We start from the raw sequence: 17,485 nt of genomic DNA, 5'->3' as shown, positions 1-17,485 counted from the left end.
GTGCGGCGCGATCACCACCAGAGCGCGGCATCCGCCCGCTCGGGCGTCTCGCCCACCGGACGCAGCGAGCGGTCGAGGCTCGCCAGGATCGCGCGCACCGCCGCCTCGCTGCCGGGGGAGGTCGGCTGGCGCGGGCGGCTCAGGGGCAGCGGCACGGTGTCGTCGATCCGGCCGGGCTTGGGACGCAGCACCACCGCCCGGTCGGCCAGCGCCACCGCCTCGGCGACGTCGTGGGTGACGATCAGCACGGTCGGCCGGCTCTCGGCCCACAGCGCCAGGAGGTGGCGGTGCAGGTCGGCGCGCGTGAAGGCGTCGAGGGCCGAGAAAGGCTCGTCGAGGAGCAGCACCTTGGGGGCGGCCACGAAGGCGCGGGCGATCGCGACCCGCTGCTGCTGCCCGCCCGACAATTCGCGCGGCCAGCGCGCGGCGTGCTCGGCGAGGCCCACCCGGTCGAGGGCGTGATGCACCCGCTCGCGGCGCTCGCGCGCCGGCAGGGCGTCGAGCCCGAAGGCGACGTTCCCGGCCACCGTGAGCCAGGGCAGCAGGCGCGGCTCCTGGAAGACAATGCCGACGCCCGGATGCGGCGCGGTGATCGCCTCCCCGTCGAGGCTGATGCGCCCGGCCGTCGCGACGTCGAGGCCGGCGACGAGGCGCAGCAGCGTGGTCTTGCCGCAGCCCGAGCCGCCCACCAGCGCCACGATCTCGGCCCCGCGCACCGAAAGCGAGATGTCGTGGAGCGCCCGCGTGCCGTCCGCGTAGGTCTTGGAGAGGCGGTCGAGGACCAGCATCACAGCGCCTCCCGCACCGTGTCCTGCCAGCGCACCAGCGGGCGGGTCAGGGCCACGAGGGCGGCGTCGCAGAGCTTGCCCACGCCTGCGAAGGCGATGATGGCGGCCACGATCTGCTCCGGCTTGCCGAGCTGCTGGCCGTCGAGGAGGAGGTAGCCCAGGCCCTCCGAGGCGCCCAGGAGCTCGGCTGCCGCCACGAACATGAAGCCGAGGCCCAGACCCGTGCGCAGGGCCACCAGGGTGGCGGGCAGCACGGCCGGCAGCAGGATGCGGCGGGCGAGCGCCGGCCGCGAGAGCCGGAAGACGCGCCCGACCTCGACGAGCTTGCGGTCCACCGACGCGATGGCGCCCGCCACCCCGAGATAGACCGGGAAGAACACGCCCACCGCGATCAGGGTGATCTTCGAGGCCTCGAAGATGCCGAACCACAGGATGAACAGCGGCACCCAGGCGATGGAGGGGATCGCGCGCAGCGCCTGCAGGGTCGGATCGAGCACCCGGCGCATCAGCGGCAGCGTGCCGGTGACGGCGCCGAGGGCGATGCCGGCCGCCGCCCCGAAGGCGAAGCCCGCCGCGACCCGCGTGAGGCTCGCGAGCACGTGGGTCCAGAGTTCGCCGGTGACGGCGAGCGAGCGGAGCGTGTCGAGGATGCGGCTCGGCGGCGGCACGAGGCGCCCCTGCGCGAGCCCGGCCCGCACCGCGAGTTCCCAGGCCAGCGCGAGGCCGAGGGGCAGGAGGAGGCCGACGAGCCACGCGCCGCCCGTCCGGCGGGGGGCCGGCGCATCGGCGGTCTCGGCCGTTGCGAGGCCGGGATGCGGGGTCGCGTCCATGGGGTGGCCCGTCACACGTTTCTACGATGGATTGATATGGCGCAGGCAGCGCGGGATCCCCTCTCCCGTGCGGGCAGGGCAATCGCATATGGGAATTTTGTTCTCTCGGGCGTGAGCTGGTCGCAGACTTTTCGAGGGAACACCCCGCTGAAAAGAGTGNCCCCTCTCCCGTGCGGGCAGGGCAATCGCATATGGGAATTTTGTTCTCTCGGGCGTGAGCTGGTCGCAGACTTTTCGAGGGAACACCCCGCTGAAAAGAGTGGAAATTCCTCTTGGCATGGCGGAGCGAGAGAACGCCATTTCCATATGCGATTGCCCTGCCCGTGCGGGAGAGGGGTAGGGGTGAGGGTCCCGGGAGGGAGCCGCAGGAAGGCGGAACGCTGCCGCGACCAGCACCAAAGTCAGTGTTTGAAGCTGACCCGTTCCGCTCCCCTCACCACGCTCAACACGTCACTGCGGCTCCCTCCCGGGACCCTCATCCCTGCCCTTCTCCCGCACGGGAGAAGGGTTCCCCGCGACCGTCTTGTCACGCCTGCGCCTTTGAAGAACATGATCTTTTTCCCCGGACAGCCGTGCCGCACAGGAGGGAGGGAAACCAGTGCCTCACTGCGAGGCCGTGTTGAACCGGCGGTCGATCAGATTATTCACCGCGCCCTCGACATCCGTCCCGGCCGGGATCACGCCGGCCTCCTGCAGGGCCTTGCCGGCGGCCAGGATCGTCTCGGCCTGGAGCGGGCCGATGGCCGAGTGCGACAGGTCGGTGCGCTCCAGCTGGCGGGCCACCACCGGCTCGGGCAGCTTCGTCGCCGCGCCGAGGATCCGCCGCAGCTCGTCGGGCCGGCCCACCGCGATGGCGCGGGCCTCCTCGTAGGCGGCCAGCACCTTGCGGGAGAGATCCGGATTCGCCTTGGCGAAGTCTTCGCGCACGTTGAGGACGCCCCAGGTGTTGGCGGCGGCGTTGCGATGGAAGAGCACGGCGCCGGTCTCGATCTCGGCCGCCGCCATGATCGGGTCGAGGCCCGCCCAGGCGTCGACGTCGCCGCGGTCGAGGGCGGTGCGCCCGTCCGGGTGCTGGAGCAGGACGAGCTTGACGTCGCGCTCGGTGAGGCCCGCGCCCTGGAGCGCGCGGATCAGGAAGATGTGCGGGTCGGTGCCGCGGGTGACGGCGATGCGCCGGCCCTTGAGGTCCCGTACGGCGGCGATGCCGGTGTTCGGGCGCGTCACCAGCGCGGTCCATTCCGGCCGCGAGTAGACGTAGACCGCCTTGATCGGGTTGCCGTTGATCCGCGCCAGGAGGGCGGCGGCGCCCGCGGTCGAGCCGAAATCGAGGGAGCCGGCATTGAGGAACTCGAGCGCCTTGTTGGAGCCGAGCGACTGCACCCAGCGCACCGTGACACCGTCGCCCGCGAGCGCCTTCTCGAGCAGGCCCTTCTCCTTCAGGACGAGGCTCACCGGATTGTAGGTGGCCCAGTCGATCCGGACCTCCTTGGCGGCCTGGGCCGCGGCCGGAGCCTGCAGAGACAGCAGGCCAGCGAGGCCCGCCAGGGCGCCGAACAGCGCGCGGCGATGGATGCGCATCGTGTCACTCCCCCTCGGGCACAGACCCGGAGCCGGCTTCGGCTCTAGGCGAGCGCGTTCTTTTTGTCAAACAAACGGTCCGCCATTCCGGATGCGCCGCGTCGGCCCTGTGGATTGCGGACGACGCAACGGTTACACAACGCCAGTCGGCATCCTTGCCTGACGACATCCTTGGCCGACCGCGCTCCCCTCTCCCCGGGATCCCATGCCCGACACCGCCGCCGACCTCGCCCGGCTCCTCGCCGGCATCGACCAGACCACGAGCGACCCGACCCGCCTGCGCGAGCGCATGGTGCCGGAGCTGAAGCGGATCATCGAGGCGGGACGCAGCGCGGCGGAGGAGAACCTGCTGCGCCACCGCGACGGCATGGCCTGCGCGCGCGAGCTGTGCGGGCTGATGGACGCGGTCATCCAGGCGATCTACGCGGCGGTGGTCAAGCGCCTCTACCGGGCCGACAATCCGACCGCGGGCGAGCAGATCGCCGTGGTGGCGACCGGCGGCTACGGCCGCGGCACGCTGGCGCCGGGCTCCGACATCGATCTCCTGTTCCTGCTGCCCTACAAGCAGACCGCCTGGGGCGAGAGCGTCGTCGAGGCGATCCTCTACGTCCTGTGGGACCTCAAGCTGAAGGTCGGCCACGCCACCCGCTCGGTGGCCGAGTGCCTGCGCGAGGGCCGGGCGGACATGACGATCCGCACCGCGCTCCTCGAAGCCCGCTTCCTGTTCGGCGAGCGGGCGCTGTTCGACGAACTCGCGGCGCGCTTCGACGCCGAGGTGGTGCAGGGCACCGCCGCCGAGTTCGTGGAGGCCAAGCTCAGGGAGCGCGACGCCCGCGTCGCCAAGAGCGGCGCCTCGCGCTACCTCGTCGAACCGAACGTCAAGGACGGCAAGGGGGGATTGCGCGACCTCAACACCCTGTTCTGGATCGCCAAGTACACCTTCCGCGTGAAGGAGACCGAGGACCTCGTCGGCGCAGGCCTGTTCACCCCCGAGGAGCTGCGGCTGTTCGAGCGCTGCGAGGAGTTCCTGTGGCGGGTGCGCTGCCACGTGCACTTCGCCACCGGGCGCGCCGAGGAGCGGCTGTCGTTCGGGCTCCAGCAGCGCATCGCCGAGCGGCTCGGCTACGCCCCCCGGGGCGGCCTGACGGCCGTCGAGCGGTTCATGAAATCCTACTTCCTGATCGCCAAGGACGTGGGCGACCTCACCGCCATCGTCTGCGCCGAGATGGAGGCGCGCCACACCAAGCGCCCGCCGGTGCTCAACCGCTGGTTCGGGCGCATCCGCGAGCGCTTCCGCGCCCCCGACCTCGAATCGGACGATTTCCGCCTCGACAACGGCCGGCTCGGGGTGAGCCGGGAGGACGCCTTCGAGCGCGACCCGGTCAACCTGATCCGGCTGTTCTGGCTCTCGGACCGGCACGACCTCGCCATCCACCCGGATGCGAGCCGGCTCGCCACGCGCTCGCTCAGCCTGATCGGCCCGCTGGTGCGGGTCGACCGCGAGGCCAACCGCCTCTTCCTCGACCTGCTGACCTCGCAGAACGCCCCCGAGACGGTGCTGCGGCACATGAACGAGACCGGGGTGCTCGGGCGCTTCGTGCCGGATTTCGGCCGCATCGTCGCGATGATGCAGTTCAACATGTACCACCACTTCACGGTGGACGAGCACCTGATCCGCTCGCTCGGCGTGCTGGCCAAGATCGAGAGCGGCGAGGCCAAGGACGAGCACCCGCTCGCCCACCGCATCATCGGCACGATCCAGAACCGCCGCGCGCTCACGGTGGCGATCTTCCTGCACGACATCGCCAAGGGCCGGAAGGAGGACCACTCGATCGCGGGCGCGTCCGTCGCCCGCAAGCTCGGGCCGCGCTTCGGGCTCGACGCGGCCGAGACCGCCACGGTGGCGTGGCTCGTCGAGCACCACCTCCTGATGTCGATGACCGCGCAGAGCCGCGACCTCTCGGACCCCAAGACCATCGAGACCTTCGCGGGCGTGGTGCAGAGCCTGGAGCGGCTGAAGCTCCTGCTCGTGCTCACCATCGCGGACATCAAGGCGGTGGGTCCGGGCGTGTGGACCGCCTGGAAGGCGACGCTGCTGCGCACCCTGTACTACGAGACCGAGGTCGTGCTCTCGGGCGGGCACTCGGAGATCGCCCGCACGGACCGGGTGCGGCTGATCCAGATGCGCCTGCGCGAGCAGCTCCCCGACTGGTCGGCCGAGGAATTCGACGCCTACGCGGCCCGCCACTACCCGCCCTACTGGCTCAAGGTCGACGCGGTGCGCCAGGTGCGCAACGCCCGCTTCATCCGCGAGGCGGTGGCGGAGGGGCGCACCGTCGCGACCCGCTGCGAGACCGACACCTCGCGGGGCGTCACCGAACTCACCGTCTACTCGCCCGACCACCCGCGGCTGCTCGCGATCCTCACCGGGGCCTGCGCGGCGGCCGGCGGCAACATCGTGGACGCGCAGATCTTCACCACCGCGGACGGGTTCGTGCTCGACACGATCGTGCTGTCGCGGGCCTTCGACCAGGACGAGGACGAGATGCGCCGCGCCGGGCGCATCGCCTCCGCCATCGAGCGGGCGCTGAAGGGCGAGATCCGCATCGCCGACCTCGTGGCCGACCGCCACCCGCGCAAGGACCGCTCCCGCACCTTCCAGGTCGCCCCCGACCTCTCGATCGACAACGCGCTCTCGGCCCGCGAGACCGTGCTGGAGATCTCCGGCCTCGACCGGCCCGGCCTGCTCTACGAGCTGACCACGGCCCTGAGCCGGCTCAACCTCAACATCACCTCGGCCCACGTCGCCACCTTCGGCGAGAAGGCGGTGGACGTCTTCTACGTCACCGATCTCACCGGCACGAAGATCACCCAGCCCGACCGGCAGGCGACGATCCGCCGGGCCGTGATGGCGGTGTTCGAGGGCGAGGGCGCCGGGCGCCGGCCCGTGCGCAAGGCCGGCGAGTGAGCTTTCCGGCAGACCCTGTCCTGCCCGAGCAACTTGATTTCGGCCGTCCCAGACCTGATATCAGCGCCTTCCGATTCTCCTTGTGGACCGATGATGACGCCGAACGACACGGAGACTGCCGCGCGCCCGCTGCCCGAGGGCGTGGACCCGGCCCAGGATGCGGCCGGCGCGCCCGAACCCCAGGCCGCGGACGCGGTGGCCGCGCTCGAAGCCGAGAAGCGCGACCTGAAGGACAAGCTGCTGCGCACGCTCGCCGACATGGAGAACCTGCGCCGGCGCACCGAGCGCGAGGTCGCGGATGCGCGCACCTACGCGGTGACGAACTTCGCCCGCGACATGCTGAACGTCGCCGACAACGTGCGGCGCGCCCTCGACAGCGTGCCGGCCGAGAGCCGCGCGGCGGCGGAGGGCTCCCTCAAGGCGCTGGTGGACGGCATCGAGCTCACCGAGCGCGACCTGATCAAGACCCTGGAGCGGCACGGCGTGCGCCCGGTGGAGCCGCAGGGCCAGCGATTCGACCCCAACCTGCATCAGGCGATGTTCGAGGTGCCCAACCCCGACGTGGCCAGCGGCACCGTCGTCCAGGTGGTGCAGACCGGCTACGTGATCGGCGACCGGGTGCTGCGCCCGGCCCTCGTCGGTGTCGCCAAGGGCGGCCCGAAGGCGTCGGCCGACAAGCCGGCCGAGGCGTGAGGCGGCGGGCCTCGGCAGACCGCCGCGTTGCGGCGAGCCGGCGCCTTCGCTAACACGCGTGTCTTGAGCATCGGCTTGGCCACTCGGGGCGGAGGGGCCGGGACGGTCGAAGCCGAGAGAGCGCCCCGGTGAGATCCTCCTCCGTCCTGCCGCTGCGGGCCCAGGCGGCCCCTGCCCGTTCACGCTTGGCGCGGCTGTTCGGCCGCGCGCGGCGCGAACGGGTGTATGGCGACGCCGCGGGACACCCGGAGGCGGGCCTGGGCGGCCCCGGCATCCTGGCGGTCCAGGGCCTCAAGAAGAGCTACGGCGCCCGCACCGTCGTGCACGATGCCGGCCTGTTCGTCCGCAACGGCGAGGCCGTCGGCCTGCTCGGCCCCAACGGGGCCGGCAAGACCACGATCTTCTACATGATCACCGGCCTCGTCTCGGCCGATCGCGGGCTGATCAGCCTCGACGGGCAGGAGATCACCGGCCTGCCGATGTACCAGCGCGCCCGCCTCGGCATCGGCTACCTGCCCCAGGAGGCGTCGATCTTCCGCGGCCTCAACGTGGAGGACAACATCCGGGCGGTGCTGGAGGTGGTGGAGCCGGACCGCAAGGCCCGCGAGCGCCGGCTCGACGCCCTGCTCGAAGAATTCACCATCACGCGGCTGCGCAAGTCGCCCGCCATCGCGCTCTCGGGCGGCGAGCGCCGCCGCCTGGAGATCGCCCGCGCACTCGCCTCCTCGCCCTCCTTCATGCTCCTCGACGAGCCCTTCGCGGGCATCGACCCGATCGCGGTGGGCGACATCCAGGATCTGGTGATGCACCTGAAGGGCCGCGGCATCGGGGTGCTGATCACCGACCACAACGTGCGCGAGACGCTGGGCCTGATCGACCGGGCCTACATCGTGCATTCCGGGCGCATCCTGACCGAGGGCACGCCCGCCGAGATCGTCGCCAACGACGACGTGCGCCGCCTCTACCTCGGCGAGGATTTCCGCCTCTGACCGGCCGTCCGGACGCGGGCGTCCGGGCGAGGCGGGCACCCGGGTCGCGGATGCCGAATCACCGATGGCCGAGTCCGCGGCGCGATGATCCGGCCGTCGTCCGACATCGAGACTTGCCGAAGCTGAATTCAGGTGCCCGTCGCGGCTGCCTGCCCGATCACCGTTCCGCCATCGATCACCGCGAGAGATCGATGCGTCATCGCCGCCGTGTCGTCAAGCAAGAGCGGTAATGCTTCGTTAAGACATCCGGACACGACGGCCGCAGACCGCGGCGAATCACTGCGGCATCGTCTCCCCTTCACAGATCTTTTTCTGCGCGAAGCCCGGCCTCGACTGGCGGGCCGTCTCGACAGACGGCCGGCCGGGTGCTCTGATGGCTCGCGTCCCCGGCGGGCGAAGGCCTGCTTTGACGGATGTCCGGCTTCGGTTTACACCGGCCTTGACGAATCGAAGCAAAAATCGTGCCGGCCCCGGCGGAGAGCGGGGCCGTAGGTCGGGGCTGGCTGATGGGACTGCTGCAACGGCTCGAGATGCGCCAGGGCCAAGCCCTGGTGATGACGCCGCAACTCCTGCAGGCGATCAAGCTGCTGCAGCTCTCCCACCTCGACCTCGCCGCCTACGTGGACGCGGAGCTGGAGCGCAACCCGCTCCTGGAACGCGCCGAGGCCGAGGAGCCCCGCGGCGAGGCGCCCGCCCCCGCCGAGGAATTCGGCGGCGGGGAGTTCGGCGGCGATGGGGACGGCGACGGCGGCGAGCCCTCGGCCGAGCCTTGGCTCGCCCAGGACCTCAATCCCAGCCGCGGCGAGATCGAGAGCGATCTCGGCACCCGCCTCGACAACGTCTTCCCGGACGAGGGACCGGCCGTGCGCGAGGCGCCGGGCGGCGACAGCCTCTCGCTGACGCCCGCGCCATGGGGCAGCACCGGCGGCAGCTTCGACGGCGAGGCGCCCGATTTCGAGGCGACGCTCACCACCGAATCATCGCTGCGCGATCATCTGGCGGGTCAGCTCGACCTCGCGACCCGCGACCCCGTCGAGCGGCTGGTGGGCGGCTTCCTGATCGATGCGATCGACGAGGCGGGCTACCTGCGCGAGGATCCGGCGATGGTCGCCGAGCGGCTCGGCGTCGGGCTCGACCTCGTCGGGCGCGTGCTGGCGCTGGTGCAGGGCTTCGACCCCTCCGGCGTCGGCGGGCGCGACCTCGCCGAGTGCCTGAGCATCCAGCTGCGCGAGCGCGACCGCTTCGACCCGGCCATGCAGGCGCTGGTCTCGCGCCTCGACCTCGTCGCCAAGCGCGATCTCGCGGCCCTGCGGCGGCTGTGCGGGGTCGACGACGAGGATCTGGCCGACATGCTGGCGGAGCTGCGCCAGCTCGATCCCAAGCCCGGCCGCGCCTTCGGCAGCGGCCCGGTCGAGGTGCTGGTGCCGGACGTCTTCGTGCGCCCCGCCCCGGACGGCTCCTGGCTGGTGGAGCTGAACAGCGAGGCCCTGCCCCGGGTCCTCGTCAACCAGAGCTACTACGCCACCGTCGCGCGCGGGGCGAAGAACGACACCGACAAGGCCTTCCTGTCGGAGTGCCTGCAGACCGCCAACTGGCTCACCCGCAGCCTGGAGCAGCGTGCCCGCACCATCTTGAAGGTGGCGAGCGAGATCGTGCGCCAGCAGGACGGCTTCTTCCTCAACGGCGTCGCGCATCTGCGCCCGCTGAACCTGAAGACCGTGGCGGACGCGATCGGGATGCACGAATCCACCGTCTCGCGCGTGACCTCGAACAAGTCGATCGGCACGAGCCGCGGCACCTTCGAGATGAAGTACTTCTTCACCGCCGCGATTCCCGGGGCGGCGGGCGCGGCGGCGCATTCCTCTGAGGCGGTGCGCCACCGCATCAAGCAGCTCATCGACGGCGAGGCCGGCGACGTGCTGTCCGACGACGCCCTGGTGCAGCGGCTGCGCCACGAGGGCGTCGACATCGCCCGGCGGACCGTGGCCAAGTACCGGGAATCGCTGCGCATCCCCTCCTCGATCGAGCGCCGCCGCGAGCGCGCCGCGCTGGCGCGCTGACGCGCCGGCTGCCGCTGCGTCGCCCGCCCTGCGTTGACTTCGCGGCTTCCGATTCTTAGCTCTTCAAGCATCGGCCCCGAGGCGGACGCCATCCGTGGGGCCGGCGTGAGAATGGCCGGAGGGATGTTCATGGCAGGATTGCGCGTGTCGGGTCGCGGCGTCGATCTGGGGGAGGCACTCCGGTCCCGGGTGGAGGAGCGGATGGCCGCCACCCTCGCCAAGTACTTCGACGGCGCCTATTCGGGCCATGTGGCGATCGGCCGGGACGGCGGGGCCTACCGCACCGATTGCGTGCTGCACCTCACCTCCGGCATCACCCTGGAGGCGTCCGCCAGCGCCCACGACCCTCATGCGAGCTTCGAGCAGACCGCGGACCGCATCGAGCGGCGCCTGCGCCGCTACAAGCACCGCCTGAAGACCCACGCCGCCGGCGCCAACGGCCCGGCCCGCCGCGGCGAGCCGGAAGCCGCCGCCCTGGAGGCCGCCTACTCGGTGTTCGAGACGCCCGATGAGGATACCGGCACCCACCCGCCGGTGATCGCCGAGAGCACCCGCACCCTGCACCGCCGCTCGGTGAGCGAGGCGGTGGTGGAGCTCGACATGACCGGCGCCCCCGTGCTCGTCTTCGTTCACGCTGGAACCGAGCGGGTCAACGTCGTATATCGTCGGACGGACGGCGCGATCGGCTGGATCGATCCGCCGGAACGCGGCACACCGTGAGCGGGCTGAACCGGCCCACGGCTTGCCTCCGGTCCTGGAGAGGGAACGGGCGCCTACCGTCCCGTCGATGAGGCAGCGGTCCCGATGCCATTGCTGGAATTCCTCAAGCCGGAGGCCGTCCTCCCGGCGCTGCGCGCGCAGGGCAAGAAGCAGGTCCTGCAGGAACTCGCCCATCACGCCGCCAAGCACCTGCCGGGTCTCGACGAGCGCGAGATCTTCGAGACCCTGCTGCAGCGCGAGCGCCTGGGCTCCACCGGCATCGGCGAGGGCGTGGCGATCCCGCACGGCAAGCTGGCGGGCCTGACGCAGCTCTTCGGCCTCGTGGCGCGCCTGGAGCGCCCGGTGGATTTCGAGGCGCTGGACGGCCAGCCGGTGGACATCGCCTTCCTGCTGCTCGCCCCCGAGGGGGCGGGCGCGGATCACCTGAAGGCGCTCGCCCGGGTGGCACGGGTGCTGCGCGAACCCGGCATCATCGACCGCATCCGGGCGGCCCGCGACGGCGACGCGCTCTACGCGCTCCTGACCCACTCCCCCGCGCCGCAGGCCGCCTGACCGCGCGATGCCCCGGCCGCTCCTCCTCGCCGCCCTCCTGCTGATGCTGCCGCCCGCCGCACGGGCCACCGACGGCACCTGCGCCCGCGACCTTCTGGTCGCGCAATCCTCGCAGAAGATGGCGATCGAACGCCTGGAGAGCCTGGGCGACAGCGAGGCGGACCGCTGCCGCGGCTGGCGCCAGCACGTCGACACGATGCGGCGCGCGGCGGTGGTGTACGGGCGCTGCCTGACCGGCGCGGAGCGCAGCGAGCGCCTGGCCCAGGTCCAGGGCTCCGAGCGCGAATTCGCAGCCCTGGTGCGCAGCCGCTGCCGCTGACACCGTTTCCGCTTGATCAAGGCGGAGCTTGGATCAGCAAGCCGGCGCGGCGCGGTTGCAGGCTCAGCACGCTCGAGCGAAGCCCCAATCCGCCATCCCGGCGGGATCACGCGGCGTTGGTGTGAGGGGCTCCTCAGCGCATCAGCGGCTCGGCCACCACCTTCACGGGGCGGCCGCGGCTCATCAGGATGGCGGCGCGCGAACTCTCCGGGTCGCTCTCGAAGCGCGTGCGGACCCACGCCACCAGGAACTTCACGTATTCCGAGGCGAGGAGCCGGGCGGAGGACGGGTGGCGCCACCACGTGTCCAGGTCGAACCCGTCATGGACCACCGGGTGGGGCACCACCCGGTCGCTCTCCGCCAGCGCGTGGTCGAGTTCCACCAGCGTGCGCGGCATGTGGTAGTTCGAGGTCACCACCGCGACGGTGCGGAAGCCGTGCTCGCGCATCCAGCGCCGGGTCTCGATGGCGTTGCCGATGGTGTTGCGCGCCCGGTAGTCGAGGTCGACGCAGCAGGCGATCAGGTGCTGCTGGCCGGGGTTGAGACGGGCGATCTCGTCGCGGCTCGTGCGCTCGTTGACGCCGGTGATGAGGAGGCGCCGGCCGTAGCCGGCGGCCAGGAGATCGATCGCGTCGCCGATGCGCTGGGCCCCGCCCGTCAGGGCCACGATGGCGTCGGCCCGGGCGCCCGGAAGGCGCTCGCTGCGGGCGACGCCGGCCACGAAGGCCAGGAAGCCGAGGCCGAGGGCGGCCCCGCCCGCGAAACCGAGGGAGACGAGCACGACGGCGAGCCGCCGCCAGGGGCGCGACGGCGGCCGGCCGGCCGGTGCCGACCCGGCCCAGCTCCACCCGACCACATCGGCGTTGCGCGCCTTCATCCTACGCTTCATCCGCGAGGCCGCCCCAACGGCTCGACCATAGTGCCGATTGCGGCGGACCGGAGGCAATGCCGGCTGCGGCGGCAGCCCCTGCACAACGACGTGGCCGATGAGATGGTCACGGGTGACAACGCATTCCCCCTGCGGCAGTTCGCTCAGTCGAGGAAGCGGCGCACCGTGACGCGCGAGACGATGCCGGTGACGATCGAGGCGACGACGCCGATCAGCACCACGCTGGCATAGCCCCGCCAGCCGATCTCGAAGCCGCCGAACAGGGCCTCGATCTCGTCGCCCGCCGGGCTCGCGCGCCAGAGCCGGGCGAGCCCGGCGGCGAGCGCCAGCGCCGCGAGCGCCGCGCCCGCGCCGATCGCCCCGCCCCGCAGGCCGAGGCGGAAGAAGCGCCGCTGGAACTCGCGGGCGATGAAGTCGTCGTCGGCGCCCACGAAATGCAGCACCTCCACCACCTCGCGGTTGCCCGCCATCGCGCCGCGCGTCGCGAAGGTCACGGCGAGGCCCGTGGCGAGCAGCACCAGCGCCACCACGCCCACCCCGATTCCCACGAAGGTGTTCGCCATCGTCGAGAGGCGCGAGATCCACAGGGCGTGGTCGTCGAGGCTCGCCACGCCGGGCAGCGCCTCGGTCAGGCGCCGGCGCAGGGCGGGCAGGTCGGCGGCGGGGCTGCCGGCCAGCCGCACCGTGATGAGGCGGGGCACCGGCAGGTCTCCGAGGTCGAGCCCGGTGCCGAGCCAGGGCTCCAGCAGACGCTCGGACTCCGTCTTCGAGAGCGTCCGCGTCTCGGCGATGCCGGGCGCCTCGCGGGCGAGCGCCGCCGCCGCGGTCGCGTCGGCCTCCGGGTCGCGGCCGGGACTCGGCCGGATCTGGATCGTCACCTCGTTGGCCACCGCGCCCTGCCACTGCACCGCGCTCGACGCCACGATCTCGGCGGCGCCCGCGCACAGGGCCGCCAGGAAGGTCAGGATCGCGATCACGGCGGCGAGTGCCCGGCTCGCGCTGCCGTCGGTGGGCACCAGCGGGGCGTTGCGGCGCAGGGGCGCCGACAGGTCGGCCGCGGGCGGCGTCCGCCCGGCCGCCTCCTCGGACATCCCCGTCATTCCTCGATCCGCAGGCGCCGGTCGCCCAGGACGAGGCGGCGGGCGTCGACCAGATCCATGAGGGCGAAATCGTGGGTTGCGATCAGCACGGATGTTCCAAGCCGGTTGAGTTCGATGAACAGGCGCAGGAGGCGGCGGCCGAGCTGCGGGTCGACGTTGCCGGTGGGCTCGTCGGCCAGGAGCAGTTCGGGCCGGGCGATCAGCGCGCGGGCGATGGCGGCGCGCTGCTTCTCGCCGCCCGACAGGAGCGGCGGCAGCACGTGCATGCGCTCGCCCAGGCCCACCCAGCGCAGGAGTTCCACCACCTCGGCCCGGTAGCTCGTCTCGGCCCGGCCCTGGACGCGCAGCGGCAGCGCCACGTTCTCGTAGGTGGTGAGGTGGTCGAGCAGGCGGAAATCCTGGAAGACCACGCCCATGCGCCGCCGCAGGCCCGTGAGCGCGTTGCTGGAGATGCCGCTCACCTCCTCGCCGAACACCGAGACGAGGCCGCGGCTGGGGCGCGCCGAGAGCAGGATCAGGCGCAGCAGCGTGGTCTTGCCCGCCCCCGACGGCCCGGTGAGGAACTGGAACGAGTGCGGGGCGATCGTGAAGCTGATGTCGCTCAGCACCTCCGGCCCCACGCCGTAGCGCATGCCCACGTTCTCGAACCGGACGACGGGCTCCTCCATCCCCGACAGAAGGCTCTCCCCCGTCACCCGATACGTTCCCGCCGCCATGCGCTCCTCGTTGCTCGCTGGGGATCCTGACGCCCGGATCTTGCGCGGGCGTTGCGGCCCGGCGCTTCGGTTTACCACGCATTAACGCTGTCGCGAGAGGAGTGGAGCGACGGCCCGCCGGCGTCACCCGAGGTGATTCGCCATGCTCATCGTCTGTCCGTCCTGCGCCAGCGAGTACACGCTCGATCCGGAGCGGATCGGCCCCGAGGGCCGCACGGTGCGCTGCGCCGCCTGCCGGGAGCGCTGGTTCGTCGCCCGCCCGGCCGAGCCCGAACCCGCCGCCGAGCCGCTGCCCGATCTCGTGCCCGATCTCGCGCCCTCCGGCGAGGCGGTGTTCACCGCCGTCGACGCGCCGGTGCCGGTGCCGCCCGCCGCGGCACGGCCGCGGTTCCGCCCGCGGCTGCCCGCCCGGACCGGCCTCGCGCTCGGCCTCGCGCTGCTCGCCGCCCTCCCGGCGGCGGCGCTCGTCGCTCGGGAGACCGTGGTGCGGGCCGCCCCCCAGACCGCGCGGCTCTATGCGGGGCTCGGCCTGCCGGTGAACCTGCGCGGCCTCGGCCTGCGGGACGTGGTGGCGTTCCAGGCGCCGGACGGGCCGGAGGGCGGCCGGCTCGTGGTGGAGGGCGACGTGGTGAGCGCCTCCCCGCACCCCCGCACGGTGCCGCCGCTCGCCCTCGAGATCCGCGACGAGCACGACCGCGTGATCTACCGCTGGACCGCGGAGGCGCCCCGCGCCCGGCTCGAACCCGAGGAGAGCGCCCGGTTCCGGGCGGAGCTCGCGGCGCCCCCCGCCAAGGGCCGCCGGGTGCTCGTGCGCTTTGCCGCGGTTGACAGCGGCCCATCTGCGGTCAGCCTGAACGCCACCCCCGCCGCTTCGACCGAGGTCCGATGAGTTCCGCCACCCCGAGTTCCCCGACTCCCCGCGTCCGCGTCCTCTTCGACGAGGCCTCCATCGCGCAGCGCAACGAGGAGATGGCGCGCGCCATCGCGGACCAGTCGCCCAAGGACCTGCTCGTGGTCGCGGTCCTCAAGGGCAGCTTCATGTTCGCGGCGGACCTGATCCGGGCGCTGCACCGGGCGGGCTTGAGCCCCCAGGTCGAGTTCATCCACCTGTCGAGCTACCGGGCCGCGACGGTCTCCTCCGGCCAGGTCGCGATCCTGCGCGACGTCGAGAGCGAGGTGCGCGGGCGCGACGTGCTGCTGATCGACGACATCCTTGAATCCGGCCGCACCCTGGTCTACGCCAAGGACCTGCTGATGGCCCGCGGCGCCCGCCGGGTGCTCACCACCGTCCTCCTGGAGAAACCGGGCAAGCGCGCCGTGACCATCGACGCGGATTTCGTCGGCTTCGTCTGCCCGGACGTGTTCGTGGTGGGCTACGGCATGGATGTCGCACATGCCTTCCGGCAGTTGCCCTTCGTCGGACTGGTCGATTATGGAGACGGGGAGCCCGACCTGTTCGACCGCAAGTAATCGCTGCCTGTGTCCTCAGGAACCTAGGCCGTCGCCGGTGCTTGTCGCATCATCGGCGGGGAGTCGGGCCGGAGACGGCGAAGAGTCGAAGGGCATGGCGCACATCCTTCTGGTCGACGACGAGGAATCGATCCGGGGCTTTCTCAAGCGGGGCCTGGAGATGGACGGCCACGCGGTGGTCACGGCCATCGACGGCAGCGACGGGCTCGACCGCCTGGCCGAGGCCGAGGGCGCCTTCGACCTGATGCTCACCGACATCCGCATGCCGCTGATGGACGGCATCGCCCTGGCGCTCGCCGCCAAGCGCGACTATCCGGGCCTCGCCATCATGCTGATGACCGGCTTCGCGGACCAGCGCGAGCGCGCCCGCGGGCTCGACGCCATCGTCTCGGACGTTCTGACCAAGCCCTTCACGCTCGCCGACATGCGCGCGAGCGTGCGCCGCGTGCTCGCGGCCGAGACGCCCTGCGCGGGCTGAGGACCGGCTTCCTCCCACCGGCCCCATCGCTCCCTGCCCAAGAACCCGGACAGGCACCCGGACAGGAACCCGGTCCGCGAGCCCCGGTTGCCTTGGATACTCCCGGCCTGCACCGGTGAGGCACCGCAAGGGAGATCACGATGGTTCGTCATGCCTTCGTCGTCATGGGCCTGCTGCTCGCCAGTCCGGCCCTCGCGCAGTCGCTCGGCGAGCGCAGCGGGCTCAACACGCTGATGGGCGTGAGCCCGTCCACGGCCGACTTCGTCAAGGAAGCGGTCATCAGCGACATGTTCGAGATGCAGTCGAGCCAGCTCGCCGCGGAGCGGGCCGACGCGGCGACCAAGCAATTCGCCACGCAGATGCTGCAGGATCACGGCCGCACGTCGAGCGAGCTGAAAGCCCTGGTCGAGTCCGGCAAGGTCAAGGCGGAGCTTCCCACCGCCCTCGACTCGACCCATCAGAGCAAGCTCGACAAGCTCAAGAGCCTCAACGGCGACGACTTCACCAAGCAGTACCAGAGCGATCAGGTGAAGGCGCACAAGGACGCGGTCGACCTGTTCCAGCGCTACGCCAAGGGCGGCGACAACGAGGAGCTGAAGGCCTGGGCCGGCAAGACCGAACCGGCGCTCGCCCAGCACCTGAAGATGGCGCAGGAGCTCGGGAAGTAGCGGCGCGGTCCGCGGCTTTCCTGCCGGCCGCTCTCAGGACGCATGACGAGCGGCGGAGCGAGCGTTCGTTCGGCCCGCCGTTCGTAGACCGAATGCTCAGACGAGCGGGAGGCTCGTGGAGCAAGGCGGAGGGTTGTTGGGAACGGGGACGAAACCATGGCATGACGCTCGCGGAAGCCCTCTGTACGTGCTATGAGGATGGCATCATGAGCGCAGGTAAGTTCGAAGTCAGCTACTCGGCGGCCGCACAGCTCGCGTTGCTTCCTCCGGCCGAGAAGATGGCCTTGAAGCGCTTGTTCTCGAGCGATGAGATCGAACATCCGGCGACGACAAAGGCGACCAGTGATGGTCGGTTCGTGTCCCGCTTCGGGAGCAAGCGTGTACTTTGATGCCGACATTCCTCAAATAATAAGTCAGAAATTCTCTCGATCGTTGACCATTCATTTGCTCAAGTATAAATGAGTGTTTTCGAGAAAATCAAATTTGATCTGAAATCCGCGGATTTAGAACTAACATCTTTCAAGTCGTGGCTCACCGCCGTGACCGTCGTCGACGAGACCACCGTAGGGGGGTGAGATCAGGAAACGGCGGCACATTGTACCGCCCGCGGTTTGTGAGACACCGATTTAAACCCTATGCGGCGAGAGCCGCCGGTGGAAGCTGCGCA

The 17,485-nt window shown here is 71.2% G+C and carries 18 protein-coding genes; 12 read left to right on the top strand and 6 right to left on the bottom strand.

Translation table 11 applies throughout. The annotated features are described in order from the left end of the window. Nucleotides 1–11 precede the first annotated feature (11 nt). From ACKUB9_RS30375 to ACKUB9_RS30365, 3 genes are all read right to left on the bottom strand, one after another. A complete protein-coding gene (locus tag ACKUB9_RS30375) occupies nucleotides 12–788 on the bottom strand; it encodes an ABC transporter ATP-binding protein (protein ID WP_407529849.1) in 777 nt (258 codons plus the stop codon). Then, the gene (locus tag ACKUB9_RS30370; protein WP_407529851.1) at nucleotides 788–1,618 is read right to left on the bottom strand and encodes an ABC transporter permease; all 831 of its coding nucleotides are present in this window, start codon (nucleotides 1,616–1,618) and stop codon (nucleotides 788–790) included. The genes ACKUB9_RS30375 and ACKUB9_RS30370 overlap by 1 nt, the downstream gene beginning before the upstream one ends. Before the next feature lie 603 nt (nucleotides 1,619–2,221). Further along, nucleotides 2,222–3,196, bottom strand: coding sequence for an aliphatic sulfonate ABC transporter substrate-binding protein (locus ACKUB9_RS30365; RefSeq protein WP_407529854.1), 975 nt, complete (start codon nucleotides 3,194–3,196; stop codon nucleotides 2,222–2,224). A 205-nt stretch (nucleotides 3,197–3,401) separates the two neighbouring features. Between ACKUB9_RS30365 and ACKUB9_RS30360 the strand changes: the two genes are divergently transcribed. The 7 genes from ACKUB9_RS30360 (at nucleotide 3,402) to ACKUB9_RS30330 (ending at nucleotide 11,497) form a co-directional block, all read left to right on the top strand. After that, on the top strand, nucleotides 3,402–6,164 hold the full coding sequence (locus ACKUB9_RS30360; RefSeq protein WP_407529856.1) for a [protein-PII] uridylyltransferase: 2,763 nt from the start codon (nucleotides 3,402–3,404) through the stop codon (nucleotides 6,162–6,164). A 93-nt stretch (nucleotides 6,165–6,257) separates the two neighbouring features. Beyond that, nucleotides 6,258–6,857, top strand: coding sequence for a nucleotide exchange factor GrpE (grpE, locus tag ACKUB9_RS30355; protein WP_407529859.1), 600 nt, complete (start codon nucleotides 6,258–6,260; stop codon nucleotides 6,855–6,857). A 128-nt stretch (nucleotides 6,858–6,985) separates the two neighbouring features. Continuing rightward, nucleotides 6,986–7,846: an LPS export ABC transporter ATP-binding protein gene (gene lptB, locus ACKUB9_RS30350; protein ID WP_407529861.1), complete on the top strand. Its 861-nt coding sequence runs from the start codon at nucleotides 6,986–6,988 to the stop codon at nucleotides 7,844–7,846. A gap of 506 nt (nucleotides 7,847–8,352) precedes the next feature. Next, the gene (gene rpoN, locus ACKUB9_RS30345) at nucleotides 8,353–9,906 is read left to right on the top strand and encodes an RNA polymerase factor sigma-54 (RefSeq protein ID WP_407529863.1); all 1,554 of its coding nucleotides are present in this window, start codon (nucleotides 8,353–8,355) and stop codon (nucleotides 9,904–9,906) included. A 129-nt stretch (nucleotides 9,907–10,035) separates the two neighbouring features. Further along, nucleotides 10,036–10,626: a ribosome hibernation-promoting factor, HPF/YfiA family gene (hpf, locus tag ACKUB9_RS30340; protein WP_407529865.1), complete on the top strand. Its 591-nt coding sequence runs from the start codon at nucleotides 10,036–10,038 to the stop codon at nucleotides 10,624–10,626. 84 nt (nucleotides 10,627–10,710) lie between these two features. Further along, a complete protein-coding gene (gene ptsN / locus ACKUB9_RS30335; RefSeq protein ID WP_287746109.1) occupies nucleotides 10,711–11,178 on the top strand; it encodes a PTS IIA-like nitrogen regulatory protein PtsN in 468 nt (155 codons plus the stop codon). 7 nt (nucleotides 11,179–11,185) lie between these two features. Next, the gene (locus tag ACKUB9_RS30330; protein ID WP_407529867.1) at nucleotides 11,186–11,497 is read left to right on the top strand and encodes a hypothetical protein; all 312 of its coding nucleotides are present in this window, start codon (nucleotides 11,186–11,188) and stop codon (nucleotides 11,495–11,497) included. Between the two features lie 133 nt (nucleotides 11,498–11,630). Here ACKUB9_RS30330 and ACKUB9_RS30325 read toward each other — a convergent pair whose 3' ends face one another. The 3 genes from ACKUB9_RS30325 to ftsE form a co-directional block, all read right to left on the bottom strand. After that, the gene (locus ACKUB9_RS30325) at nucleotides 11,631–12,374 is read right to left on the bottom strand and encodes a YdcF family protein (RefSeq protein WP_407529869.1); all 744 of its coding nucleotides are present in this window, start codon (nucleotides 12,372–12,374) and stop codon (nucleotides 11,631–11,633) included. A gap of 155 nt (nucleotides 12,375–12,529) precedes the next feature. Continuing rightward, nucleotides 12,530–13,477, bottom strand: a complete 948-nt coding sequence (locus ACKUB9_RS30320) for a cell division protein FtsX (RefSeq protein WP_407529885.1) — start codon at nucleotides 13,475–13,477, stop codon at nucleotides 12,530–12,532. Nucleotides 13,478–13,482: 5 nt separating this feature from the next. Beyond that, on the bottom strand, nucleotides 13,483–14,202 hold the full coding sequence (ftsE, locus tag ACKUB9_RS30315) for a cell division ATP-binding protein FtsE (protein WP_407529871.1): 720 nt from the start codon (nucleotides 14,200–14,202) through the stop codon (nucleotides 13,483–13,485). A gap of 142 nt (nucleotides 14,203–14,344) precedes the next feature. Between ftsE and ACKUB9_RS30310 the strand changes: the two genes are divergently transcribed. The 5 genes from ACKUB9_RS30310 to ACKUB9_RS30290 all read left to right on the top strand — a co-directional run bounded on the left by ACKUB9_RS30310 (nucleotide 14,345) and on the right by ACKUB9_RS30290 (nucleotide 17,207). After that, entirely contained in the window at nucleotides 14,345–15,091 is a 747-nt protein-coding gene (locus ACKUB9_RS30310) for a zinc-ribbon domain-containing protein (protein ID WP_407529873.1), read from the top strand. Further along, entirely contained in the window at nucleotides 15,088–15,672 is a 585-nt protein-coding gene (gene hpt / locus ACKUB9_RS30305; RefSeq protein ID WP_407529875.1) for a hypoxanthine phosphoribosyltransferase, read from the top strand. Before ACKUB9_RS30310 ends, hpt begins: the two co-directional genes overlap by 4 nt. 94 nt (nucleotides 15,673–15,766) lie before the next feature. Beyond that, a complete protein-coding gene (locus ACKUB9_RS30300) occupies nucleotides 15,767–16,150 on the top strand; it encodes a response regulator (RefSeq protein ID WP_407529876.1) in 384 nt (127 codons plus the stop codon). 140 nt (nucleotides 16,151–16,290) lie between these two features. Then, a complete protein-coding gene (locus ACKUB9_RS30295) occupies nucleotides 16,291–16,818 on the top strand; it encodes a DUF4142 domain-containing protein (RefSeq protein WP_407529878.1) in 528 nt (175 codons plus the stop codon). A 206-nt stretch (nucleotides 16,819–17,024) separates the two neighbouring features. Next, complete coding sequence (locus ACKUB9_RS30290) at nucleotides 17,025–17,207, top strand: hypothetical protein (protein WP_407529880.1); 183 nt, start codon at nucleotides 17,025–17,027, stop codon at nucleotides 17,205–17,207. Nucleotides 17,208–17,485: the final 278 nt, after the last annotated feature.

Source organism: Methylobacterium oryzisoli (genome assembly GCF_046557895.1).
Lineage (GTDB): Bacteria > Pseudomonadota > Alphaproteobacteria > Rhizobiales > Beijerinckiaceae > Methylobacterium > Methylobacterium oryzisoli.
Note: the sequence above shows the minus strand (reverse complement) of the source record. Positions and strands in the feature narration are given on the sequence as shown.